At 38.9% G+C, this 26313-nt stretch carries 26 protein-coding genes and 1 other annotated feature; of the genes, 9 read left to right on the forward strand and 17 right to left on the reverse strand.

The features are described from left to right. Positions 1–267: 267 nt before the first annotated feature. From ahpC to PYW36_RS10935, 3 genes are all read left to right on the forward strand, one after another. Entirely contained in the window at positions 268–837 is a 570-nt protein-coding gene (ahpC, locus tag PYW36_RS10925) for an alkyl hydroperoxide reductase subunit C (RefSeq protein WP_037575442.1), read from the forward strand. Between the two features lie 246 nt (positions 838–1083). After that, positions 1084–2607, forward strand: coding sequence for an alkyl hydroperoxide reductase subunit F (ahpF, locus tag PYW36_RS10930; RefSeq protein ID WP_103158648.1), 1524 nt, complete (start codon positions 1084–1086; stop codon positions 2605–2607). 211 nt (positions 2608–2818) lie between these two features. Beyond that, positions 2819–3292: a hypothetical protein gene (locus tag PYW36_RS10935; RefSeq protein WP_037575435.1), complete on the forward strand. Its 474-nt coding sequence runs from the start codon at positions 2819–2821 to the stop codon at positions 3290–3292. Between the two features lie 59 nt (positions 3293–3351). On the opposite strand, the gene PYW36_RS10940 is transcribed toward PYW36_RS10935, so the two are convergent. From PYW36_RS10940 to PYW36_RS10980, 9 genes are all read right to left on the reverse strand, one after another. Next, positions 3352–4302, reverse strand: a complete 951-nt coding sequence (locus PYW36_RS10940) for a DUF1002 domain-containing protein (RefSeq protein ID WP_103158647.1) — start codon at positions 4300–4302, stop codon at positions 3352–3354. 160 nt (positions 4303–4462) lie between these two features. Beyond that, positions 4463–5455 carry a biotin synthase BioB gene (gene bioB / locus PYW36_RS10945; RefSeq protein ID WP_037575430.1) on the reverse strand — a complete coding sequence of 331 codons (993 nt, stop codon included), beginning with the start codon at positions 5453–5455 and terminating at the stop codon, positions 4463–4465. Between the two features lie 160 nt (positions 5456–5615). After that, positions 5616–6281, reverse strand: coding sequence for a PepSY domain-containing protein (locus tag PYW36_RS10950; protein WP_103158646.1), 666 nt, complete (start codon positions 6279–6281; stop codon positions 5616–5618). Continuing rightward, positions 6265–7635: a HAMP domain-containing sensor histidine kinase gene (locus PYW36_RS10955; protein WP_103158645.1), complete on the reverse strand. Its 1371-nt coding sequence runs from the start codon at positions 7633–7635 to the stop codon at positions 6265–6267. The genes PYW36_RS10950 and PYW36_RS10955 overlap by 17 nt, the downstream gene beginning before the upstream one ends. A gap of 4 nt (positions 7636–7639) precedes the next feature. Continuing rightward, on the reverse strand, positions 7640–8317 hold the full coding sequence (locus PYW36_RS10960; protein ID WP_037575423.1) for a response regulator transcription factor: 678 nt from the start codon (positions 8315–8317) through the stop codon (positions 7640–7642). A gap of 9 nt (positions 8318–8326) precedes the next feature. Then, positions 8327–9718, reverse strand: coding sequence for an SLC13 family permease (locus PYW36_RS10965; RefSeq protein ID WP_103158644.1), 1392 nt, complete (start codon positions 9716–9718; stop codon positions 8327–8329). After that, a complete protein-coding gene (locus tag PYW36_RS10970; protein WP_103158643.1) occupies positions 9708–10928 on the reverse strand; it encodes a glycerate kinase family protein in 1221 nt (406 codons plus the stop codon). The genes PYW36_RS10965 and PYW36_RS10970 overlap by 11 nt, the downstream gene beginning before the upstream one ends. Before the next feature lie 119 nt (positions 10929–11047). Further along, complete coding sequence (gene chrA, locus PYW36_RS10975) at positions 11048–12205, reverse strand: chromate efflux transporter (RefSeq protein ID WP_103158642.1); 1158 nt, start codon at positions 12203–12205, stop codon at positions 11048–11050. Between the two features lie 10 nt (positions 12206–12215). Next, on the reverse strand, positions 12216–12518 hold the full coding sequence (locus PYW36_RS10980) for a PadR family transcriptional regulator (protein ID WP_037575417.1): 303 nt from the start codon (positions 12516–12518) through the stop codon (positions 12216–12218). Positions 12519–12679: 161 nt separating this feature from the next. Here PYW36_RS10980 and PYW36_RS10985 point away from each other — a divergent pair, with 161 nt between their 5' ends. After that, entirely contained in the window at positions 12680–13060 is a 381-nt protein-coding gene (locus PYW36_RS10985; RefSeq protein WP_103158641.1) for an iron chaperone, read from the forward strand. A 90-nt stretch (positions 13061–13150) separates the two neighbouring features. Here the strand turns inward: PYW36_RS10985 and PYW36_RS10990 are convergent, their stop codons facing one another. The 4 genes from PYW36_RS10990 to rpsF all read right to left on the reverse strand — a co-directional run bounded on the left by PYW36_RS10990 (position 13151) and on the right by rpsF (position 15082). Further along, the gene (locus PYW36_RS10990) at positions 13151–13825 is read right to left on the reverse strand and encodes a CPBP family intramembrane glutamic endopeptidase (protein WP_103158640.1); all 675 of its coding nucleotides are present in this window, start codon (positions 13823–13825) and stop codon (positions 13151–13153) included. 147 nt (positions 13826–13972) lie between these two features. Further along, complete coding sequence (rpsR, locus tag PYW36_RS10995; protein WP_037565082.1) at positions 13973–14215, reverse strand: 30S ribosomal protein S18; 243 nt, start codon at positions 14213–14215, stop codon at positions 13973–13975. Positions 14216–14258: 43 nt separating this feature from the next. After that, on the reverse strand, positions 14259–14762 hold the full coding sequence (ssb, locus tag PYW36_RS11000; RefSeq protein ID WP_103158639.1) for a single-stranded DNA-binding protein: 504 nt from the start codon (positions 14760–14762) through the stop codon (positions 14259–14261). A 23-nt stretch (positions 14763–14785) separates the two neighbouring features. Then, positions 14786–15082 (reverse strand): 30S ribosomal protein S6, encoded by a 297-nt coding sequence (rpsF, locus tag PYW36_RS11005; protein WP_037565086.1) that lies wholly within the window; start codon positions 15080–15082, stop codon positions 14786–14788. Between the two features lie 313 nt (positions 15083–15395). On the opposite strand from rpsF, the gene PYW36_RS11010 reads away from it, so the two are divergent. Then, positions 15396–16031, forward strand: coding sequence for an NAD(P)-dependent oxidoreductase (locus PYW36_RS11010; protein ID WP_103158638.1), 636 nt, complete (start codon positions 15396–15398; stop codon positions 16029–16031). Between the two features lie 204 nt (positions 16032–16235). On the opposite strand, the gene ychF is transcribed toward PYW36_RS11010, so the two are convergent. From ychF to PYW36_RS11030, 4 genes are read right to left on the reverse strand one after another with little or no spacing between them, the layout of a single operon-like run. Further along, positions 16236–17333 carry a redox-regulated ATPase YchF gene (gene ychF / locus PYW36_RS11015; protein WP_037575402.1) on the reverse strand — a complete coding sequence of 366 codons (1098 nt, stop codon included), beginning with the start codon at positions 17331–17333 and terminating at the stop codon, positions 16236–16238. Positions 17334–17339: 6 nt separating this feature from the next. After that, positions 17340–17546 carry a DUF951 domain-containing protein gene (locus PYW36_RS11020; RefSeq protein WP_037575399.1) on the reverse strand — a complete coding sequence of 69 codons (207 nt, stop codon included), beginning with the start codon at positions 17544–17546 and terminating at the stop codon, positions 17340–17342. 35 nt (positions 17547–17581) lie between these two features. Beyond that, complete coding sequence (locus PYW36_RS11025) at positions 17582–18472, reverse strand: mechanosensitive ion channel family protein (RefSeq protein ID WP_037575395.1); 891 nt, start codon at positions 18470–18472, stop codon at positions 17582–17584. Positions 18473–18495: 23 nt separating this feature from the next. Further along, a complete protein-coding gene (locus PYW36_RS11030; RefSeq protein ID WP_037575392.1) occupies positions 18496–19323 on the reverse strand; it encodes a ParB/RepB/Spo0J family partition protein in 828 nt (275 codons plus the stop codon). A gap of 186 nt (positions 19324–19509) precedes the next feature. Continuing rightward, positions 19510–19807, forward strand: a binding site (T-box leader). A gap of 114 nt (positions 19808–19921) precedes the next feature. On the opposite strand from PYW36_RS11030, the gene PYW36_RS11035 reads away from it, so the two are divergent. Genes PYW36_RS11035 through metE form a run of 4 tightly spaced genes read left to right on the forward strand, consistent with a single transcriptional unit; the run spans position 19922 to position 26232 of the window. Further along, positions 19922–21025, forward strand: coding sequence for a PLP-dependent transferase (locus tag PYW36_RS11035; RefSeq protein WP_103158637.1), 1104 nt, complete (start codon positions 19922–19924; stop codon positions 21023–21025). Next, positions 21022–22197, forward strand: a complete 1176-nt coding sequence (gene metC / locus PYW36_RS11040) for a cystathionine beta-lyase MetC (protein WP_103158636.1) — start codon at positions 21022–21024, stop codon at positions 22195–22197. The genes PYW36_RS11035 and metC overlap by 4 nt, the downstream gene beginning before the upstream one ends. Beyond that, positions 22151–23992, forward strand: a complete 1842-nt coding sequence (locus tag PYW36_RS11045; protein ID WP_103158635.1) for a bifunctional homocysteine S-methyltransferase/methylenetetrahydrofolate reductase — start codon at positions 22151–22153, stop codon at positions 23990–23992. Before metC ends, PYW36_RS11045 begins: the two co-directional genes overlap by 47 nt. Beyond that, positions 23986–26232 (forward strand): 5-methyltetrahydropteroyltriglutamate--homocysteine S-methyltransferase, encoded by a 2247-nt coding sequence (gene metE, locus PYW36_RS11050; RefSeq protein WP_103158634.1) that lies wholly within the window; start codon positions 23986–23988, stop codon positions 26230–26232. The genes PYW36_RS11045 and metE overlap by 7 nt, the downstream gene beginning before the upstream one ends. Positions 26233–26313 lie beyond the last annotated feature (81 nt).

Raw genomic sequence — 26313 nt, forward strand, 5'->3', positions numbered from 1 at the left:
AAAATCACCATTTAATTGATATTAATTTGAAAGAGAAAACGTATTTTATTAAGCGATCACTGCACTTTTCAAGAGATGGGTTAGCCTATATTTAATTTGCATTTAAACTAAAAAAGGAGCATTTTCGTTTGACGTTATCTCGTTTTCATGTATAATAAGAACCAAGATTAGAATTATTATTAATAAGGAATGATGACAAAGAAACACCCGACATCAATTCTAATCAATAATAATTATGACTCACATTTAATTAGGAGGAATTTCATTATGTCTTTAATCGGTAAACAAATTGAAGAATTTTCAGCACAAGCGTACAACGCAAAAACAGACGAATTCATCGAGGTCTCTCACGAAGATTTAAAAGGTAACTGGAGTGTAGTTGTATTCTATCCAGCTGACTTCTCATTCGTATGTCCAACAGAATTACAAGACGTTCAAAACCAATACGCTAAATTACAAGAGCTTGGCGTAAATGTTTACTCTGTTTCAACAGATACACATTTCGTGCATAAAGCTTGGCACGATCATTCAGATGCAATCAGCACATTACAATACGTAATGATTGGTGACCCATCTCAAACAATCACACGTAATTTTGACGTATTAGATGAAACTTCTGGTCTTGCACAACGTGGTACATTCATCGTTGACCCTGACGGTGTTGTTCAAGCAGCTGAAATTAATGCTGACGGTATTGGCCGTGACGCAAGCACATTAGTACACAAAATCAAAGCTGCACAATACGTACGTCAACATCCAGGTGAAGTTTGTCCTGCTAAATGGGAAGAAGGTAACGACACATTAACACCAGGATTAGACTTAGTAGGTAAAATCTAATCTCAATCACCTATTCCGGAATGAGGAGGATGAACGGAAACGTTATTTACTCTCATTCCTTAAAAGATTAATAGATTAACCCAAATACTCTCATCAAACTTATATCGTTTAGGTAGACAATGAAGCGTTTGTTCATCTATATAGGTGCTCAAACGCCTCATTCTTGCCTGGGCGGGACAGCAATTTCCAATGGATGAGATTGTTGTCCCGCTCTCAATCCATTTTTATTTTAGGAGGCCCATGTTTATGTTAAATCAAGAGTTAAAACAGCAATTAACACAACTACTTGATTTGATGGAAGGTGACGTTGTGTTCAAATTAAGTGCTGGCACGGATGAACACTCTGAAAAATTAAGCAACCTCGTTCAAGAAGTTGCAGAGATGTCACCTCGCATCACAGTAGAAAATGCTGATTTAAAACGCACACCAAGTTTCAGTATCAATCGTCCAAATGAAGACACAGGGATTACATTTGCAGGTGTCCCACTTGGTCACGAATTCAATTCTTTCGTACTTGCTTTATTACAAGTCAGTGGACGTGCACCAAAAGAATCACAATCAGTGATCGATCAAATCAAAGCGATCGACAAACCTTTACATTTTGAAACATTCGTCAGCTTAACATGTCAAAAATGTCCTGACGTCGTTCAAGCTTTAAACTTAATGTCAGTGCTTAACCCAAACATTACACATACAATGATTGATGGTGCTGTATTTAAAAAAGAAGCTGAAGACATTATGGCGGTCCCAGCTATTTTCTTAAATGGTGAGACATTCGGTAATGGTCGTATGACAGTTTCAGATATCTTAAATGAATTAGGCGAAGGTCCTGATGCTTCAGAATTTGAAGGTAAAGAGACATTTGATGTGCTTGTTGTCGGCGGTGGCCCTGCAAGTGCAAGTGCAGCGATTTACTCAGCACGTAAAGGCTTAAAAACAGGTATCGTCGCTGACCGTATCGGTGGTCAAGTTAACGATACAGCAGACATCGAAAACTTAATCGGTGTTAAGAAAACAACAGGTCCTGAACTTTCAACAAACTTAGAACAACATATCACTGATTATAATGTTGACGTAATGAAAGGCGTTCGTGCTGATGAAATTAAGAAAACAGACGAAGGTACTGAAATCACATTAGATAACGGCGCAACTTTAAAAACAAAATCTTTAATCATCGCTACAGGTGCCCGTTGGCGTCAACTTGGTGTTCCAGGTGAAAGCGAATTTACAAATAAAGGTGTCGCTTACTGCCCTCACTGTGATGGTCCTTTATTCGAAGGTAAAGATGTTGCTGTTGTAGGTGGCGGTAACTCAGGTGTAGAAGCTGCCATTGACCTTGCAGGAATTTGTAAACATGTCACATTATTCGAATATGGCGATACGATGCGTGCAGATTCTGTACTTCAAGAGCGTCTCCATTCATTACCAAATACAACAGTCATTACAAATGCAGCAACTTCTGAAATTACAGGTACTGACCGTGTGAACGGCATCACGTACACAGACCGTAAAAATGATGAGTCTAAACACATTGAACTTGACGGTGTGTTCGTTCAAATTGGACTTTCACCAAATACAGAATGGATTGGCGATGCTGTTCAACGTAACCGTATGGGTGAAATCGAAGTGGATAGACTTAACCAAACAAATGTCCCAGGTATTTTTGCGGCTGGTGACTGTACAGATCAACGCTACAAACAAATTATTATTTCAATGGGATCTGGCGCAAGTGCAGCATTATCTGCCTTTGACTACCTTATCCGTAACTAATATACAAAAAGAGTTGAGACCAACGTCCCAACTCTTTTTTTACTTTCGACGAAATTTTCTTTTGCGAGCTAAATTTGAGACGACCCCTTTTCTAAACGAACCCTAATGATTATGCATAGCAATAACTTTCTACTAATATTTGCCTCTAATATTCCATTCTATTATAATATAAAATTATATTATAAATTTAAATCATTGAGGTTTGAATGTTATGTCAACAAAATCTATAACCCAAATCAGTGTCATTGCTGCACTACTTACCCTATTTTCGTTATTTAAGCTACCGGCACTATTTCCCGGTTTAGAATTTCAACTATCTGCGCCGGTTTCTTTATTAATTTTGGCATTTTTTGGAATAAAGCGTTATTTTATTGGAGGCGTAATTTCTAGTGTTCTTTTGTTAATTATTGGAGCAGCTAATCCGTTACATCTTTTTATCTCATTTGTTTTTCGCCTCATCGCAATACTCATTGTATACATATCCGGTGTTTCATTACGCAGTCTATGTCTCGCAAGTTGTGCCGGCACTTTAATTTCACGCATTATTTTAGCAGAGTTTTTACACTTACCTCCGATTTTACTCGTTGCGCATGCATTGCCTGGGGTCCTCTTTACACTTTTGGTTGTAAGTACGCTCTATCCTGCCCTTAGCCGTCGCCCTATTATTCAAACGTTATGCAAATAAAAACGTCAACATAATCAACTGTGAATGATACACAATGGATGATGTTGACGTATGATTTTTTATAGAAAAGAGACTAACCAATGATATAAACTTGTAAAAATCTCTACAATCGCATCCCAAATTTTTTGTAGGAAATTTCGTGATTCTTCTGTATTCAGTTTTTTCAGTTCGTCGAGTTTATCGCTCGCTTGTTTTTGGATATCCTTTTTAAGCGCGTTGGCTTGTTTTTGATACGCTTTTGGATCTTGATTAATCACGTCTGATTGAGCCACATTCATCATCAAATTCTGAATGATTGCAATATCATTATCACTTAAAATTTTGTTTAAATGATTTTCGTGAATAGTCTGATTCACAATGTTTGTAACCGTCGTTTGATTAATTTGCTGGTTATTTTGTTTGGCTTCAGCAATTTGTGATTTCATATCCGCAATCGCTTGGTTTAAGGCTTCATCAGAATAGCCTTCTTTTTGAGCATTAGCTTCACTAATGTTGGCCAAATCATTCATTTCTTGATGCGCATGTTGAATATCTTTTTGGTTTAAGGTGTTGCCTTGCGCTTCATATGCTTTATAAATACCTGTTAATGCGCCTTCGCCCGTCACTGGGTCAATGGCCGCAATTTTAATCGTCGCATCTTGTATCCCTGCCGTAATGGCTGCGTTCATATATTGCTCACGTGTGATTCGTGTAATGTTTTCCGGTGTCTCTATTTCTACATCAACCCCACGCCCAAACGTTTTCGGCTGAATGTACGCACTTGAATGAATAAAATCATATTCTGTTCCGGTATAACGGATCACATCATTATAATCGACTTTATACGTCGTCACATCGTTATCCACACCGAGAAGATCTTTGGTTTCATCTAATTGCTTTTGATTTAAATCTGCCCCTTGAATAAAAATATCTTCTTTAGGTTTGTACTCATTTGCAGCTTCTGCGTTTTGAATGACGCTCGTCGTTAATATAGCGGCTGCAACTCCACTAATGAGTAGTTTCTTATACATGTCTTCACTTCCTTTACATTAACATCATTTTAACATGAATTTCGCGCAATTTAATCATTCCTTAGACGTAACACATCGGTGGTTTAAAGCATGATTTTTTCTCACAAAAAAACTGTCGACCTTTCCTCATGTCGACAGTTTAATCATTTAGCTTTGCATATTATAAAGTTTTCACAGGTTGAGCAGAATCATGGTGATAATCGATTTCATATCCCATATCTTTAATCATATCGTAATCCATCTTATTCGGTTGCCCACCTGTAATCAAATAGTCCCCTACGAAAATGGAGTTTGCGACCATGAGCGCGGTAGATTGTAATGAGCGTAAATTCACCTCACGTCCACCGGCAATACGAATTTCTTTCGTAGGATTAATAAGTCTGAACAGTGCCAAAATACGTAAACAACGCATCGGTGTCAGTTGATCCATCTCACCGAATTTCGTCCCTTTAATAGGATGTAAAAAGTTCACCGGAATACTGTCTGCATCAATATCTCTTAAAGCAAATGCCATATCCACGATGTCTTGATTCGTCTCTCCCATGCCACAAATGACACCTGAACACGGAGAAATATTGTTGGCTTTCATCGTCTCAATGGTATCCACCCGATCTTGATATGTATGCGTCGTGACGACTTCATCGTGATAATTTGCACTCGTATTTAAGTTATGATTGTAACGATCAACACCTGCCGCTTTCAGTTGTGCGGCTTGTTTTTCGTTTGCAAGCCCTAAGCACGCACAAATTTTTAGTTGCGGATGTTCTGCTTTGATACGTTCAACTGATGCTGTGATATGATCCACCTCTTTATCACTTGGACCTCTACCACTCATCACAATACAATATGTCCCTATTTCATTTTCAGCTGCTACTTTAGCTCCTTCTGTAATTTGGTTCTCTGGAATTAAAGCATAGCGTTGTTTCTCTTTCATTTCACGTGATTGACCACAATAACCGCAATCTTCAGGACAAATCCCACTTTTAGCATTTAAAATCATGTTTAGTTTTACTTTATGACCGTAATAATGTTTGCGGAGTTGATAGGCTTCATGCACAAGCTCCATCGTATCCAATGTATCATCAACAAATAAGTCATAGGCTTCTTGTGGGGATAAGGGCATGCCTTGTAAAATGCGCGTTGCTAAATTCATATTAAAACCTCCTCATCTATAGGACAGTATAGCATAATTGTAAACAAAATTATAAATAAGTTTACAATAGGCCATTCAATATAAAACAACCTATACAAATCATGTCTACCGTAGAATTTCGGTTGTCATTTGCATAGGTTGCTCATTTAACGTCACGATGTTAATCATCGTCCCAATCGTCATCATCGTCTTCTGTAGGTGTTGATGGGGGCTGTAATGTATTTTGAGGAGGTGCCATTTCGTTTGAAGGAGCGACTGTAGTTGGGTTGTTCTGTGGAGAAGATACAGTTGCTTCTTCTTGTGGTGTAGCGTCTCCTCTCGTAAACCATGAAACCGATGTGACTTTGCCCGTCATTCGATTCACCATAACATTCGCCCCTTCAGCTGTATTCACATGTTGCGTCACCGCATAATGTTCTGTTTGCTTAGATTGATGGCGTTTAATGGCGACAAACGTCCCACCCACATGTTTTTTAGCAATGTCTTTGGCTTGTTTTTCATTTATTTTCGATTGTTTAACTTTGTCTTGTTTCGTCTTTTTAGAAGGGCTGGATTTGATTTTTGTTATTTTTTTCACCGCTTCTTTTTTACGATCAATCACAATATGATATTCAGCATCTGCACTCACTAATTTAACTTCGAATTCTGAATCACCATTTCGAGGGTGTATTTCTTTAACTTTCCCCTCATAACGTTTTTCGACTAATTTTTGTGCATTCTCTTTGCTCATGTAACTTTGATGCGCATTTGCGTAAATCATCATTCCTAATAAGAGGGTGAGTATGAGACTAATAACGATAATAATAATTTTAATAAATGGTTTCATGAGGGCCTCCTTTTGGAATGATTAACGTAAACGTCGTGCCGACATTCACTTGACTCTTCACTTGAATGTCAATGTGCTGTTGCTGTGAGATTTCTCGAGCAATAGAGAGGCCGAGTCCCGATCCTCCTGTTTTGCGTGAGCGTGCTTTATCAACACGATAAAAACGTGTGAAAATATGTGGTAACTCTTCTTCAGGGATACCAATCCCATCATCGGCTATGGATAACACCAAATTTGATTTTGTTTCTATCAGTGTTAGTGCAATACATGTCCGGCCATATTTATGCGCATTGTCCATAAAAATATGCAATAACTGTTTAAAAGAAGGGACATCAAGACAGACTTCACTCGAATGTGTTTGATTATAGAATTTTAATGTTTGTGGATACACGTTGGCCATTCTTTTAACTAATTCATTCACGATATCTGCCACATTCACCTTTTCTAGACGTCTTTCCGTCTTATTTTCTGTAATTTGCGCAAAGTAAAGCAATTGTTCTGTCAGGTATTTCATTTTTTGCGCTTCATCGTGAATGGCATGAATACTTTCATCAAGAGTTTTCGCATCTTTTTTACCGAAGCGTTTTAACATTTGGCTGTAGGAACTGATTACTGTAATCGGTGTTTTGAGCTCATGTGAAGCATTCATGATAAAAGCCCGTTGTTTCTCATCATGTTCTCCTAGCTTTGTCATCATTTCATTAAATGCCGTCGACAACACCTTTAATTCATAAGAATCATTTTTATGCACTGGGACAGGGCGATAATCTTTCGTTTCTTTCGTCTCTTTAATATGTTGAATCAGTTTTAAAATCGGACCGGTAATAATACGCGTCATCACATTATTAATATAAAAAATTAGAACCAAAATGAATAACGTTGAACCGATTAAGATCCATTTCAATATTTGAAATGTCTCGTACTTGAAGTCTACGTTTTCATACAATTGTAGATTAACCACTTCACCATTTTTCCATACGATCGGTAACGATACCATCGCAAAATGATGCCCTTTATAAGCGATGGTCTTTTTGTATTGGTTCGCTTGATAATCTTGTTCCATATTGTTATACGAGACGTCGGTTGTAAATTTGACGATAGCAATATTATCTTGATTTACGACACTGATATAACCATCAGATAAAATATAGCCATGATTCATAATTTCTGCATTTGTTTGATTTTCCGACGACTTAATTTCTTCCATAATGTTGATGCTACGATTTTCCAACTGATTCAATTCAGAAGCGAGCGCATAATGTTTAAACATGAAATAAACAAGAATGTTCACACAAATCACGACGATGACCGTCATTAATGTAATGTAAAGTTGTATTCGCGTTCTTAAGCGCATTCGATCAATCCTTTATCATATATCCATAACCACGGACACTCGAAATCAAGGACGGTTTGGATTGGTCTAATTTTTTTCTGAGATGGCGTACATATACATCAACAACATTTGTATCCCCTTGATAGTCATAAGCCCATACCTTGGCGATGATTTGGTCTCGCTCTAAAGCTTGATTTTTATTTTCTAATAAGTACACGAGCAATTCATATTCTTTCGGCGTCAAGTTGACCAACGTGCCTTCTCGGTAGACTTCTCGTGCACTTGTGTCTACCTGTATATGACGATGCGAGAACACGCGCTTCGTTTCTTGCATGTGTGGCGCTCTATCTTTCAAATGTACACGGATACGCGCCAGTAATTCTTCTATTTCAAAGGGTTTTGTCATATAATCATTTGCGCCTGAATCTAATCCGCCTACTTTATCCATTACCGCGTCTCGTGCAGTGAGCATGATGACTTTCACTTGCGTATCTTTTTTGCGAATACGACGTAGCACTTCTAACCCATTAAGTTCAGGCAACATCACATCTAGTAAAATCAAGTCAAATTGATGGTCTTCAAATTGTTGTAAAGCCTCTTTACCGGTATATGCAATGGAGACTTCATATTCTGCAAATTCAAGCTCCAATTGCAATACGCGGGCAATTTTTTCATCATCTTCTACAATTAAAATATGATTCATAGTAGCCTCCTACTTTAAATGTAATCCCATAAATTGCCAGTATACGAAATACATGATTATCATCAAGCCAATGTATAATGGCATTAAATATAAACTGACTTGCGCCAATTGTTTCGTCGTATAAGGACGTGGTTCTAATTCATAAAAAATAAGTAGCGCCTTAGAACTTACTGGAAAAGTCACACAATAATTCATCCCTATGAGCGCAATAAACACAATGGCAACAGGATTTAAACTGAGTAATTGGGCCAATAATATAAAGGCAGGGATTAAAACGACCGCTCTTGTCGTATGACTCGTAATCAACAAATGGGAAAGCACACTGACCGTACTCAACAATAAAACTAAAAACCATTCATGTGCGATGGGTAACGCTTTTATCGTATGCATCATTTGGTTTTGAAAATAATCAACGACTTGATATTTTACAAGCAATTCTCCTAATACTGTGGCACTCGCTACAAAAAAGATTAAACTCCATGACACTTTTTTGAGTGCTTCATTCCATCCAATTAAATTCAATTGAGGTAAAAGCATGATTAAACTCATTGCGATGGTGACAAATGCAATATCGAAACCGTGGATTGATTCTGTTAGCCAAAGCAACATCGTGATCCCAATGAGAACAGCAGCCGTTTTTTCTTTCGACGTTAAAGGACGCTTCTCTGTATGTACGGTCTTAGTTGAAGATTGAATAGGTGATATGGACTGTGGTTGAATATGCCACCACAACACCATAACGGTAATCACACTGATTAATAACGCAAAAGGCAATCCCCATATTAAAAATGACAGATAGCTTATGCGCTGCTCCGTTTGTCCTTCCAAAATACTCACACCAATCAGATGACTCCCTGCACCTATTAACGTGGCATTCGTCAGCATCAGTATCATTATCGGAATCAACATCCCAAAAAATGTTTTATATTTTGGGAATTGGACTTGTAACGCTTGAAATATAGGCATAAAAGCCGCGGCACGACTGGACGTCGATGGAATGGTAAATGTCATACATAATACAGTCACGATAATAAAGAGGACAGCACGTAATTGCGTCTGACAATGTCTCGCCATCCATGCGACTAAGCGCTCTAATAAACCACTCTTTTCAATGACGGCACTAATAATAAAAGCACCAATCATAAGCCACACAATGGGTTGTTCGAACGCTTGGAACAACATCGTTTCTGGTATACCTAATAATATTGCGATGACTAGACACAACATGCCCACTAATCCTGCCGGAACTTTTGATAGGACAAATAAACCAAGTGCCAATATAAAGCACATAAGACTGACTTTACCAAGGTAACTCAATTCCATTACGCCGAAAATATATAAAGAGGTAAGTAGGAAAATCAACCAAGCAATCAGCTGGGTAAAAGACACATTAACTTGCATCGTGTACGGCTACTTTCTCGTCTTGAAAGACATCATCATTGTCTTCATCTTGTATTGATTGAGACATGGACATACCTATTGAAATATAACGAATCGCACTTTCTGCACTGCCTTCAAGCCATTTTTCAGCATCTTCAATCGCATTTTCTAACGTCGCTGGACATGGAATAATACTAGAAAAGGCATCAATACCACTTTGATAATTAATTTTCGCATTTGTCCCAATCGTTCCCGCAAAAGCAATAACGGGTTTATCGTAATTTTTAGCGATACGGGCAACTTCAGATGGAATTTTGCCATTCGGTGTTTGGTAGTCAATACAACCTTCCGCGGTAATCACGATGTCACTTTGGGCGATCGCCTCTTCCACATCAATGTAATCCATAATAATATCAAAGCGCGGGTGTAGTTGTGCATGCGCGAAAGCCATTAATCCAGCGCCTAAGCCACCCGATGCACCTGAGCCTTCTACTGTACGAAGATTTTTCCCGGTTTGACGCTCAATCAACGTCGCTAAATGTTCTAAGTTCATAGATAAATGTTCGACCTCTTCAGGCGTTGCGCCTTTTTGAGGGCCAAACACCCGGGCCACCCCGTGTTCTCCACATAAGACATTCGTCCAATTGACGGCTACATCAATTTGCATCTCTTGCAAGCGCGAATCAATTTGAGATAAATCCATTTCTGCAATTTTATGAATATCCGCTCCACCTTGAATATGGATACGATTTTGTTGATGATCATACAGTTTGACGCCAATCGCTTGCGCCATCCCGATACCTCCATCGGAAGTCCCTGAATCACCACAGCCAATTAAAATACGGTCTATACCATAATCTAATGCTTTAATGAGTGTTTCACCGACCCCATACGTTGTCGTATACAGCGGATTACGTTGATTTTGTGGGACATGCCGTAATCCCGCAATCGCTGCCATTTCAATCACTGCAATAGTTTGACCTTTCTCTTTAAAAATCCCGAAAAATGAGGAAATAGGTTCGCCTACAGGGCCTGTCACTTCTGTCTCAATTTTATAGCCCTTTTTCACCTTAATCATCGTTTCGACAAACCCTTCGCCCCCATCAACCATCGGGATAACTTGAATGTCCTCATTCGGCACAACATTGCGAATTCCTTTTTCAATCGCATAGCCGACTTCTTCTGCACTTAAACTCTCTTTAAATCCTGAAGGAATAATTGTATATTTCATCGTCTAACACTCCCCTATTAACGCCCTAGCAAATTGTATAGGTCTACTTTAATAGGCGGAAATTGAAATTAACTTAAAGAAAAATTAAAAAACGATTAAAAAATAGGCGTTCACTACTTTTAATAAAGCACAATCCCCCCAACAATTCCTAGAACAACGATGGCCCAAGAGGGCACTTTACAATACGCTAACAGCACAAATAATATTGCCGCAAACACAAAATCTATGCGTGTGTGTATCGCTGAAGTGAGAATAGGGTCGTAAAATGCAGCAATTAAAATCCCGACGACACCTGCACTGGCTCCTTTTAACATTTGGCGTACTTTGACATTACTTTGCACCTGTTCCCAAAATGGCAATACACCTACAAGCAATAAAAAGGCCGGTAGAAAAATAGCGATAGTGGCAACGAGACCCCCTAATCCTCCTGACATTACAGTGCCAATATAGGTCGCAAATGTGAATAACGGTCCTGGAACAGCTTGCGCCAACGCATATCCTGTAATAAACTCATTTGCTGAAATCATATTTGTTGCGACGAACCCTTCTTTTAAGAGCGGAAGCACGACATGTCCTCCTCCAAAAACAAGGGCACCTGCACGGTAAAAATGATCAATCATCGCTATCCATGTCGACTGTGAGACTGCATTTAAAAACGGTAAAATGAATAAAAGACTGAAAAAGAGTATTAATGCTACCCCACCGACAGACTTTCGAATATTGAACAAACGCACAGCGGTACTTTCAGTGCGCTCCTCTTGAAACAAAAACAGCCCCATTATACCAACAATCACGAGGGCCACGATTTGTGCAGAAGCGTGCGTTACAAGTACCGTGATGACAAGTGTAAATAAAGCCAACAATTTCGTTTTGACATCAGGCAATAATTTATGCGCCATCCCTAATATGGCATGAAGGACAATAGCCACCGCCACAATTTTTAAACCATTTACCCATCCCATCTCCATGCTTGTCTTATGAAAGATTAGGGCAAATATCATTAAAATTAAGACGGAAGGTAGTGTAAAACCAACGAACGAAATAATTCCTCCTATGAGCCCTGCTTTCGCCACCCCGATACCAAATCCGACCTGACTGCTCGCAGGTCCTGGTAAAAACTGGCAAAGTGCCACGAGATGGGCGTATTGTGTCTCCGTTAACCATCGCCTCCGTTTCACGTATTCATTATAAAAATAGCCTAAATGCGCAGTGGGGCCCCCAAATGAAGTACACCCCAACCTTAAAGCAATGAAAAATAGTTGTACGTACGTTTTCATCCTTTTCCTCCTATAGTTCATTTAGTAATTCTGATAATTTACTTTTGCTTACACGAAGCATTTCAACACCGAAATCTGTACAACGGTAAAGCACACGTTGATGCCCTTCTACCGTCACTTTTTCAGTTTCAAGTAATCCTTCATCTTCCATACGATGAAGCAAAGGATACAATGTCCCCGCACTTAATTCATAGCCATGTGTCCGCAATTCCTCAATCATCCAACTCCCATAAATCGGCATTTGGCGTGCGTGATGCAAAATATGAATATAGATAAATCCTAAAAACATACGTCTCTCTAATTTACTTTTCAACTTCTCACCTCCTATTAAAATCGAAATTAGATATCGGATTTCGATTTTAATCTACCATAAAACTTTATGTTTTGCGATATCTTTTCATTAATAATATGATAGAGTTAATCAAATCCTGTAAAAATGATTGTTCTAAATCAAACTTAGAAATGAGGCATATGATGGAAACATTTGAAGATTTTTTAGAGACCATTGAAAAACCAGAGTATCGTGAAAAATTCAAAAACGTTATTGAAAAATTATTGGCTGATTATCCTGAGCTCACTTTAGAAATCAAATGGAACCAGCCGATGTTATTGTTAAAAGAAAATGGCACATTTATTTTAGGATTTAGCAAAGCCAAACCCCATTTTGCTGTGGCACCCGAAAAATATACAAGAGATTATTTTGATGAAGATATAAAAAAAGCAGGCTATCAAACGACTAAAATGTTCATGAAAATCAAATGGACGGAAGAAGTCAATTATGATTTACTTCATCGGATGATTGATAAAAATATAGAAGATAAAAAAGACACCACTAAATTTTGGCGCGAGAAGTAATTTGAAGACAGTTTAAAGTAATCCAAAAAGGAATGGGCCACTAAACCCATTCCTTTTTCAATTTCCTACATCTTTGAGGAACGCTCATTACTAAAATAATAAAGGGATAAACGTAAACGCATTATTCACGATATGCATCAGTAAAGGTAACGCTATGCGTTTTGTTTTTAAATACACTAAACTGTAGATTACCGCAGACTGAAAATAAATTAAAAACTCAATGAAATTCGATGGTCCGTGCGTATATGTAAATAGTGCAGACAATATAATAACTCCAACCCATGGAAAACCGTGAAACATATACTTCAGCCCCATTCCACGATAGACCACTTCTTCGATGAAGGGCCCAATAAATGTCCCTAATAGGACAAACCACAACGTCGAGCGCATTTGAATGGCATCATCGATTGCATGATCATTTGCGGTTGCATCTGTCCCGAGTAAAGAAAACAACCATTGGTCAAGACATGCGATGAGCATAAAGGCAGCGATCGCAAGTAGAATATTCGAAAATTTAAGACGTTTATAGGTGAATAGTTTTAATTTCGCCCCTCTCCACAAAATAGCTGCCATTAAAAATGCGACAAGACCCACAACACCGCCTACGATGGAAAATGAATTAGTATTGATGCTAAAAAAACCTACGAGTAACGCAATGCCCACACCAAAACCAGCTAATCGCTTACGCCGAGAAATTGAGGATCCAGGCGTTCTTTCTTGTTTTTCCCATGGTTGAATGTGTAAATATTGTTTCCACTTTTTCATGAATCAATCACCTCTTATGTATGGTCTAAAGTTGCTAAATTACTACACATTATAGGTGATAAACTTAATAATTTTAATTTATAAAATAATAATTAATTTTCTAACACAAAAAAGCCCCGCTACCTTTTCGGTACGGGGCTTCCTGCTTTACGCTTCGTCTTTAACGAATGGTAATAACGCCATATGACGTGCACGTTTGATTGCAGTCGTTAATTGACGTTGGTATTTAGCTGAAGTTCCAGTCACACGACGTGGTAAAATTTTACCGCGTTCTGAGATGAAACGTTTTAATAATTCAGTGTCTTTGTAGTCGATGTGTGTAATACCGTTTGCTGTGAAATAACAAACTTTTTTACGACGACGACCACCTCTTCTTGGTCCACCTGCCATGATTTGTGCCTCCCTTGCTTCATTTTTTTATACGTTCATTATTTTAAAATGGTAAATCATCATCGCTAATGTCGATAGGACCATTCGCATTCGCAAATGGGTTATCATTGTTAGATGATGAATTGTTATTTTGATATGACGAATTTTGACCTTGTTGTTGTCCACCGAATCCTTGGCTATAACTTTGGAAGTCATTGCCTTGGTTATTCGAATGACGTTGGTTTTGTGATTTCGGTTCAAGGAATTGAACACTGTCACAAACGACCTCCGTCACATAGACACGTCGGCCTTCTTGGTTTTCGTAACTGCGTGATTGTAAGCGACCGTCAACGCCAGCCAGACTTCCCTTGAACAAGAAATTGCTCACGTTCTCTGCTTGCTTTCTAAAAACAACACAGTTAATAAAGTCTGCTTCACGTTCCCCTTGGTTGTTTGTAAACGTACGATTCACAGCTAATGTGAAAGTCGCTACGCCTACACCTGAGGGCGTCGTTCTGTATTCTGGATCTTTAGTTAATCGACCTACTAATACAACTCTGTTAAGCATATTCACGCCTCATTTCTATTCTATTACTTGTCTTCGTCTTCACGAACAACAATGTAACGAATGATATCATCATTGATTTTTGCTAAACGTTGGAATTCGTCAGTAGCAACGTTGTTTTCAGATTGGATACGTACGATGTAGTAGTAACCATCTTTGAAGTCTTCGATCTCATAAGCTAAGCGACGTTTACCCCAGTCCTTAGTTTCTAATACCTCAGAGCCTTCAGAAGCTAAAATTCCGTTGAAACGTTCAACAACTGCTTTTCTTGCATCCTCTTCAATGTTTGGACGCACGATGTACATTACTTCATATTTTCTCATTGTATATTTGCACCTCCTTGTGGTCTATACGGCTTAACGAAGAATTACGTTAAGCAAGGAATAATTTTCATTACTCACATTTCAGTATTCTACCATAAGCTGTAACTTATTACAACGAAAAATTTAACACTTATACCCTATGCCTATCGTCTGCGCTCTTCTTTTAAGACATAGCGTATAAAGTCATTTACGTATACCTATTCAAAAGTCCGTCGTTTTTTTGATGAGCAGATTTTAAACGTTTAAAGGTTCATACTGGTATATTTAATATATCGATACTAAAATTATATAAATTATGTTTGGAGGTCTTTTCATGAAAGTAGGTATTATTGGCGCTACTGGTAAAGTAGGTCGTTTAATTATGAATGAAGCACTAAATGAAAACATGGAAGTGACTGCAATTGTTCGTAACGCCTCAAAATTAGAGGCAGATGTTCCAGTTATTGAAAAAAATGCATTTGATTTAACACGTGATGATTTATCCCAATTCGATGTTGTAGTTAATGCCTTTGCTGCACCATTAGATGATTTAGATCAACATATTCAACTTGGACGCGTTTTAATCGAAGCGCTTGAAGGTACAGATACGCGTCTTATCATTGTGGGTGGCGCAGGTAGTCTTTATTCAGATGACTCAAAAACAACAACATTAATCGACAAATCTATGGTTCCAGATTTTGCAATGCCGATTGCGAAAGCACAAAATAAAAACCTTGAAGATATTAAAGCTTCAAATCAACTCAACTGGACATTTATTAGCCCTTCATCTTTCTTTGATCCAGAAGGTCAACGTACAGGAAACTACCGTGTAGGAATGAACGTTGTCTTAACAAATTCTGAAGGTGAAAGCTACGTAAGCTACCCAGATTATGCTTTGGCATTAGTTAAAGAAATTCAAAATGCGGATTTCATTAAACAACATATTACAGTTGTGAGTGAAAAAGCATAAGCAAAATTACCACATAGACCACCAACGACTGATATCATTAGACCTAGACACGTGCGATGCCCCCACATCGTGCGTGTTCTTTTATTTTTACATTTATATTCTCCTTATACGAGAGACATCTTTAGGGAGTTGGGAAATACAGATTATCAATCATTAGAAAGCCATCAAAAATTTATGCTCAGATAAATTTTTGATGGCTATTTTTTATACATTAAATCTAAAATGAACAACGTCTCCGTCTTTCATAATATACTCTTTACCTTCAAGACGCATTTTACCTGCTTCTTTCGCACCTTGTTCGCCGTTGTAAGCTACATAATCATCGTAGCTTGTGACTTCAGCACGAATAAAGCCACGTTCGAAGTCTGTATGGATGATGCCCGCACATTGTGGTGCTGTCATGCCTTCTTTAAATGTCCAAGCACGTACTTCTTGCACCCCTGCTGTAAAGTACGTTGCTAAACCGAGTAATTCATACGCTTTGCGAATCAATATGTTCAAGCCGGGTTCTTCAATTCCTAAATCTTCCAAGAACATTTCTTTATCTTCATCGTCTAATGTCGCAATTTCTTCTTCAATTTTGGCACTGATGACAATCACTTCAGAGCCTTCTTGTTCAGCATATTCTCTTATTGTTTTGACTTTTTCATTATCAGCGTCATTAATTTCGTCTTCACCCACATTGGCGATATAAAGCATCTTTTTCGCTGTAAGGAGTTGCGCTTGGTTGACGTATTTTTGGTCCTCTTCATTAAAGTCAATGCTGCGTACTGGTTGACCATTTTCAAGGACTTCTTTAATTTGTGTTAAAATGCGCACTTCATTTACTGCTGTTTTATCTTTTTGTTTAGCTAATTTTTCTAAACGTGGTAATCGTTTTTCGACAGATTCTAAATCGGCTAACACTAATTCCATATTAATGACTTCAATATCATCGATAGGATTTACACGTCCTGCCACGTGTGTCACATTTTCATCATCAAATGCACGCACCACTTGGCAAATCGCATCTACTTCACGGATGTGAGATAAAAATTTATTACCAAGGCCTTCTCCTTTTGAAGCTCCTTTTACGATACCTGCAATATCAGTAAATTCAAATGTGGTTGGAATTGTTTTTTTCGGATTGACGATTTTTTCTAATTCCGTTAAACGTGTATCAGGCACTTCAACAATTCCAACGTTTGGATCAATTGTCGCAAACGGATAGTTCGCTGCAAGCGCGCCTGCTTTTGTAATCGCATTAAAAAGTGTGGACTTCCCTACGTTAGGTAATCCAACAATACCAGCTGTTAAAGCCATAATTCATTACTCCTTCTCATCTTGACTCGCTTTTTCGAGTACTTTTTTTAGTTTTTTATTAAACGTTTGCCGTGGCAACAGAATACTTCGTTGACAAGCGGTACACTTAATTCTAATGTCTGCTCCCATACGAATGATTTTGAATCGATTGGCACCACATGCATGTTGTTTCTTCATTTCTACTATATCATTGATTTCATAATTTGAAGACATCGATCTACTCCTCATTCCTTTTTATTATTTTACATTTATGATTTTGGCTGTGTCATGTTTTTATACATTTGGGCTAAGTTTGGTACGGGGGCTTCGATATTTTCAGCTTGGAGGAAGCCTTTGATTTCACGTCTTAGAATACGTGCGCCCATAAAATTCTCTCCAGGAGACGTTTCTGCAGAGACACGTAACGTCACTTGATAACTTTCTATCGCATCCACACCAAGCACTTGTGGCGTATCGATGAAAATCTCATATTTTTTAGGGATAGATTTTAAAAATACCCCTAATTTTTGTTCGACAAGCTCAATATTTTCACTCGTTGAGATAGGAATGTCGACTAATGCGACACCATTGGTCACAGAAAAGTTTGTTACCTCACTCATCGTTCCGTTTGGAATCGTGGAAAGTTCCCCTGTGATAGACATAATCCGTGTCGAACGTAAACCAATGGATTTCACTGTCCCTTCAGCAATTAGTGAACCATTGTTTTTAATGCTTACGTAGTCCCCGACGTCAAATTGGTTTTCAAAAATGATGAAAAATCCTGTAATAATATCTTTCACGAGGGTTTGTGCACCAAAACCTATCGCAAGGCCGACCACCCCAGCCCCGGCAAGGATACTTTCAACGCTGATGCCAAATTTACTTAAAATTGTAGTCCCTGTAATGAACCAAATGAGATAGCCAACAACGTTTTGTACAAGTGTAATTAAGGTTTTTGAACGCTTGGCACGGGGTGTTTTTTTTGATTTGTTATTGACTTTGAAAAACTGTGCAATAATTTTATTTAAAATACGCGTCACAAGAAATGCGACAAGTACATAAATGAGCACAATGATGAGTTTCGTCAATAAGTTCGAATAGGTTTCAGGTTCCAACAGAGGTTGAATCAAATTACGGAGAATACTCTCAAGTTGTTTCATTTTGTTTTCCTTTCTACATCGATCTATTTATTGTTCTTTTTCAATAATTGAATGAGACGGCGATAATCTTGTTCAGAATAGAATTCAAGCGTGATTTTACCTTTCGCCCCTGACGTTGAGACGTCCACTTTCGTACCATATTGTTTTGCCAATTGTTGTTCGTGTTGCTTAATCAGAGAAGGTTTCACTTTTTTAGGGGGCAGACTCCCGGAAGTCTTAGGGTGCACAGCAGGTTGATGTTCTGCGATTTGTGCTTCTAGCGTGCGCACACTCCAAGAGGCATCTATCACTTTTTGTGCATATTGCTCCATCAAAGCGGCATCTTTTAGCGCTAATAATGTGCGCCCGTGTCCCCCTGACAATTGACCTTCTCGAACTAAATTCCTAATTTTAACAGGTAACTGCAATAACCGTAACATATTCGCGATATAGGGTCGTGACTTGCCTAATCGATCGGCAACTTGTTGTTGGGTTAAAGAGAGCGTTTCCATCAGTTGGTGATAACCTTCCGCTTCTTCTAGTGGATTTAAATCTTCACGTTGTAAGTTCTCGATAATCGCTAGCTCACGCATTTGTCTGTCATCCATAGACTTAATAATCGCAGGAATCGTATTTAACTTTGCAAGTTGAGACGCCCGATAACGGCGTTCACCTGCCACGAGATAATAGCCTTTTATTGATGGGGTGACCACAATAGGTTGGAGCACGCCATGTTGCTCAATAGATGACGCGAGTTCTTCCAATTTGGTTTGATTAAAATGTTTTCTCGGTTGATAAGGATTGGGACGTATTTCTGAAAGATTCAGTTGTTCTACATTTTCCGAATGACGTATATTGTTTAAATCTGTCATCCACATCCCTCTTTTCAAAAATTTTTACGTTTTTTATTGTACTGGTTGACGCCTTGATATACAAGACTTTAACAAATTTCGAGCACACATTAAATAGTGTGTTAAATCATAATTTTCAGAAAAATGTGTTGACATTTATTTTTCCACCATGCTAAAGTGTGACTATCAACTCACAACAACATATTTTGACACACGATAAAAAGGAAAGTAGAACTTACACTGCTTTTACAGAGAGTCTTTGTAAGCTGAGAGAAGATATTGAAAGAAAGTTTGAAAATGGCCTTGGAGTGTTGGTGCCGATATGAGGTATCACCGGGTTCGCCCGTTATAGCGATACAGTATTAACATGTTGATAATGGCGTACTGGAATTTTCCTATCTTTTTTCTGTACCCATTAATTCAATCATGGCGTACTGGAAGAGGCTACTTTAGTGATAAAGTAGCAAATTAAGGTGGTACCACGAACGAAGCTTTCGTCCTTTATTTCCGAATTTTATTTCGGGTGTAAAGGATGAAAGCTTTTTTGTATTTTATCGACAAAATGGCTTAACACATCCATGACATTCCCTACCAATCTGAAAATAGGAGGTAAAAACCCATGAAAGATACAGAACTTGCACAAATTGCACTGACAGAAGATACGACAGGCGCAGTCGCAAACCCGATTTATTTATCCACGGCTTATCAGCATCAAGGGCTAGGGCAATCGACTGGATTTGATTATTCTCGAACGAAAAACCCGACACGAGATGCTTTTGAAACAGCCTTCGCAAAATTAGAAGGGGGCAACGCTGCTTTTGCCACAGCAAGTGGAATGGCGAGTATTCAACTCGTATGTAGCTTGTTTAAACCTGGTGATGAAGTGCTCGTTTCGTATGATCTCTACGGTGGCACTTTTCGACTTTTCCAATATTACGAAGAACAATACGGGGTTCATTTCAAATATGTGCATTTCGAACATTTCAAAGAAGTCAGTGACGCGTTAACTTCAAAGACAAAAGCACTATTTATCGAACCTATTTCAAATCCACTTATGATTGAAATTGATTTGGAACCTTATTACGTCCTTGCAAAACAACGTGGATTACTGACCATTATCGATAATACTTTTTTAACACCTTATCTCTCAACCCCACTTAAAGAAGGGGCGGATATCGTGTTACATTCCGCGACTAAATATATTGGCGGTCATAACGATGTGTTAGCAGGCGTTGTCACAGTGAAAGACCCAGATTTAGTCAATCAGCTTTCACTTCTTCACAATATGATTGGCGCCACGCTCTCACCGTTTGATAGTTATTTGCTACAACGTGGTTTGAAAACATTACATTTACGCGTCGCACGGTCACAGGAAAATGCCCAACGTCTTGCCAAGCGATGTCAAAATTTAGAAGGCATTCAAGAAGTGTTATACAGCGGACGCACCGGTATGTTAAGTCTTCGTTTAGATAAAGATTACAGCGTCGCACGGCTACTTGAAAATATAGAGGTTTCACGTTTCGCTGAAAGTTTAGGGGGGACAGAAACATTTATTACATTCCCTTATACACAAACACACGTCGATATGCCTGATGCGGAAAAAGATGCACGAGGCATCGACCAATATTTAATTCGCTTGTCTGTCGGAATCGAAGCCTACGAAGATATTGAAGCTGACCTCATCCGAGCACTGCAACATTCAAAAGAAGGAGTGAGTCTATGAGCCAACCCAAAGCAACCCAACTCATTCATGATCGCAATCGAGGAAAAACGTATTTAAGTGCAAACCTGCCACTTTATTATTCGTCCACTTATCATCAACATACACTGGGCGGAGATGCAACTTATGATTATGCAAGGAGCGGCAACCCTAATCGCGAATTATTAGAAACCAAACTCGCAGAACTTGAAAATGGCACACACGGTTTCGCATTTAATTCAGGTATTAGTGCGATTACAAGTGTATTTCTGACATTAAAAGCAGGAGATCACGTTATCCTCCCCGACGACGTCTACGGAGGGACATTTCGACTTACAGAAGAAATATTAACGAAATTCGGGATTCATTTCACCACAGTGAACGCTGAAAATCCAGAAAATTATGAAAACTCTATCCAACCTAATACAAAATTGCTTTATGTAGAAACACCTTCAAACCCTTTATTTAAAGTGACCAATATACGTGCGGTGGCTGATATTGCCCAACGCTACAACTTGCTTTTAGCCGTGGATAACACCTTTATGACACCCATTGCACAAAACCCTTTAGATTTAGGTGCGGATATCGTTATTCATAGTGCCACTAAGTTTTTAGGCGGGCATAGTGATTTAATCGCAGGCGCTGTGATTACCAATAATGAAACTTTCGCAAAAGCAATTTATTTAATTCAGAACGGCGCAGGTACAGGACTTTCCGTTTATGACAGTTGGACGCTCACCCAACATTTAAAAACATTAGACGTACGCTTTTCGCAATCCTCAAAAAGTGCCCAACGCATCGTGCGTTTTTTAGAACAGCATCCAGCGATTGCACAAGTGTATTACCCGGGACATAGCACCGTCCACTTGAACCAAGCCCATCATGGTGGCGCTGTTCTAGGGTTTAGACTCAAAAATGAAGCCTTAGCACAAACTTTTGTAGATGCGCTTGAAATCCCTCTCGTGTCCGTCAGTTTAGGGGGTGTTGAAACGATATTGTCCCATCCACATTCAATGTCACACGCCGCTATCCCTCAACCTATTCGGGAAGCACGGGGCATTACATTCGGTCTCTTTAGACTCAGTGTCGGCTTAGAAGACCCCGACACATTAATTACAGATTTAGATCACGCTTTAAAGGAGGTATACGATGAGTCGCTTAATGAATACCCTGAAAAACAATATTCTAGTGGCTGATGGCGCAATGGGCACCATTCTTTACTCAGAAGGCCTCGATACTTGTCCAGAAGCCTATAACTTATCGCATCCAGAAAAAGTCGAACGTATTCATCGTTCCTATATTCAAGCAGGCGCAGACATTATACAGACCAATACGTATGGGGCCAATTTTGAGAAACTCAAAGTATTTGGTTTAGAACATAAAGTGAAAGCCATTCACGAAGCAGCGATCGACATCGCAAAACGTGCGGCCGAGGAGGATACATTTATTCTTGGGACGGTCGGAGGATTTCGAGGCGTTAAACAAGGGGATTTATCGATTTCAGCCATTCAATATCATACAGAAATCCAAGTCGACACTTTAGTTGATGGTGGCGTTGACGGTTTATTATTTGAAACCTATTACGATTTAGAGGAACTGTTAACTGTTATTAAAAGTACGAGACGCAAATACGATATTCCCATTATCGCTCAACTCACCGCTTCAAATACAAACTATCTATTAGACGGAACGGTCATCAATGATGCGTTAGAACAAGTCATTCAAGCAGGGGCCAATATTGTCGGCTTAAATTGCCATCACGGGCCGCATCATATGAAAAATACCTTTACGCACATAGCGTTACCTGAGCATGCGTATCTCTCCTGTTATCCCAATGCGAGTTTACTCGACATTGAAAATGATACGTTCAAATACAGCAATAACGCCACCTATTTTGGCGAAGTTGCAGAACAACTCATTCATGAAGGCGTTCGGCTGATTGGAGGATGTTGTGGAACCACACCCGAACATATACAGCACATTAAGCGTTCCGTTCGAGGACTTAAACCCGTCCACAACAAAAAAGTTATTCCTATCCATAAAAAACGTGAAAGCATAACGTCCCCTTCAGCCAAACTGAACTTAAAGCAGAAAGTTCAACAACAACCGACGATTATCGTCGAACTAGATACACCTAAACATTTGGATACACAACGCTTTTTCAAAAATATCGAAGCCTTAGACAAAGCGGGTATTGATGCCGTCACACTCGCCGATAACTCACTCGCAACAGTACGTGTTTCCAATATTGCAGCTGCGAGTCTCATCAAACAAAACTATAACATTGAACCACTCGTCCATATTACGTGTCGAGACCGCAACTTAATTGGCTTACAATCGCACTTACTCGGGTTATCGTTACTCGGTATTAACGAAATCTTAGCCATTACAGGAGATCCTTCCAAAGTAGGCCATCTCCCAGGAGCCACCAACGTCTATGATGTTAACTCTAAAGGGCTCACTGAACTCGCACTCCGTTTCAATGAAGGGATTAATACAGATGGTGATGCGCTGAAGTCTAGAACTCATTTCAACATCGCTGGCGGTTTTGATCCTCATGTAAGAAATATCGATGCAGCCGTTCGAAAACTCGAAACTAAAATCGAAAGTGGCATGCATTATTTCATCACACAACCTGTCTTTACGAAAGAAAAAATTATTGAAATTTATGAAGCAACTCAACATCTTAACGTCCCAATCTTTATTGGCGTCATGCCAATCACAAGTTACAACAATGCCTTATTTCTACATAATGAAGTCCCTGGCATTAAGATGACAGATGACGTTTTAGAACGCTTCAAAGACGTTGCAGGTGATAAAGCAGCCACCTACGATTTATCTATTTCTATTTGTAAATCACTAATTGATACCGTTCATAAATATTTTAATGGGCTATACCTTATTACCCCGTTTGAACGTGTCGATTATTCTTTAGACCTTGCAGCTTATTCAAAATCAATTACATCAACCAATCAGGAGGTTATATTATGACAATTAAAACAACAAACTTAGGATTCCCAAGACTTGGCCGAAAACGTGAATGGAAAAAAGCAATCGAAAACTATTGGAACAACAAAATTTCAAAAGACGAATTAGATGAAACATTACAAAACTTACATCGTGAAAATTTATTACTTCAAAAAAACCATCGCTTAGACAGCGTGCCAGTCGGAGATTTCTCACTGTACGATCACATTTTAGATACATCTTTGTTATTTAATATTATCCCTGAACGCTTTCAAGGGCGTGAGGTTGATGACGATTTGTTATTTGATATTGCACGTGGCAACAAAGAACACGTCGCGAGTGCCTTAATTAAATGGTTCAATACCAACTATCACTATATCGTACCTGAATGGGACAACGTGACACCAAAACTCGGACGCAATCTTCTTTTAGAGCGCTTCAACTACGCAAAATCTTTAAATATTCAAGCCCACCCGGTTATTGTAGGTCCAATTACATTTGTGAAGTTATCTAAGGGAGGCCACCAATCTTTTGAAGAAAAAGTGCGTACACTCTTGCCATTATATATTGAAGCCTTTGAATCATTAATCCAAGCAGGCGCAGAATTGATTCAAGTGGACGAGCCTATTCTTGTCACAGATGAAGGTGAAGACTTAGAAGCCATTACAAAAGAAGCCTACGAGGCATTTGTAGGTGCAGAAGTAGCCGATAAACTCATTATTCAAACGTATTTTGAACGTGCAAATGTGAAGTTTTTAAGCAGTCTTCCAGTTAAAGGATTAGGTTTAGACTTTGTTCATGACCATGGCCACAACTTAGAACAAATTAAAAACGGAGACTTTGATCAAAATAAAACATTATTTGCAGGTATTATCGACGGGCGTAATGTTTGGGCCGCAGATGTGAAAGCGAAAAAAGCGCTCATTGATACGTTGAGCACTTATACAAATGAGCTTTATATTAACCCATCATCCTCTTTACTTCACGTCCCTGTATCGTTAGATGACGAAACATTAGATGAAACCGTTCGCGACGGACTCAGTTTTGCGACTGAAAAATTAGAAGAATTAGACGCTTTAAAACGTGCAGTCAATGAAGGCGATACCGAAAAGTTAGAGGCATTACAAACGCAATATGAACGTTTCCAAAACCAAGATTTTAAAAATTTAACGTATGATTTTGACAGTGTGCGTTCTGAACGTGCTTCTCGTTTCTCAGAACGTAAAGAACTTCAACAAGAACGACTCAACTTACCAGATTTACCAACAACGACGATTGGTTCATTTCCACAATCTCCAGAAGTTCGTAAAACACGTGCAGATTGGAAAAACAGACGTATTTCTGATGAAGCTTATGAAACCTTCTTAAAAAACGAAATTAAACGTTGGATTAAAATTCAAGAAGATATCGGCTTAGATGTCCTCGTACACGGCGAATTCGAACGTAACGACATGGTCGAATTCTTCGGCGAGAAATTACAAGGTTTCTTAGTAACGAAGTTTGGTTGGGTTCAATCATACGGATCACGTGCCGTTAAACCACCGATTATTTATGGAGATGTTAAATGGACAGAACCTCTCACAGTAAAAGAAACGGTTTATGCGCAAAGTTTAACAGACAAACCTGTGAAAGGCATGCTGACAGGTCCTGTTACGATTCTCAATTGGTCTTTTGAACGTGTCGACCTACCACGCGCAGAAGTCCAAGACCAAATTGCCTTAGCGATTAACGAAGAAGTATTAGCACTTGAAAAAGCAGGTATCAAAGTGATTCAAGTCGACGAACCTGCACTGCGCGAAGGCTTACCGCTTCGTCAAGCTTATCACGACGATTACTTACGAAAAGCCGTGCACAGTTTCAAATTAGCGACGTCTTCTGTGGCAGACCATACGCAAATTCATACGCATATGTGCTATTCTCAATTCGGCCAAATCATTCATGCCATCCACGAACTAGATGCAGATGTTATTTCTATTGAAACTTCTCGTAGCCATGGCGATTTAATTAAAGACTTTGAAGATATTGATTATGACTTAGGCATTGGATTAGGCGTGTATGATATTCATAGTCCACGCATTCCAACAGAAGAAGAAATCACGACAGCCATTAATAGAGGGCTCCAACAAATTGATCGCTCTCTTTTCTGGGTCAACCCAGATTGTGGACTCAAAACGCGTAAAGAAGACGAAGTAAAAGCAGCCTTAACTGTCCTTGTCGATAGTGCTAAAAAACTCCGTCAAAACGCATCAACTTCTATTGCTTAATCCCAGGCAGGTCGATGACCATGACTTAGGAACAACTGCATGAGAGACGATAATTGAAAATAACTTTTTACCCCAAAAATG

This window comes from Staphylococcus chromogenes (genome assembly GCF_029024625.1).
GTDB lineage: Bacteria > Bacillota > Bacilli > Staphylococcales > Staphylococcaceae > Staphylococcus > Staphylococcus chromogenes.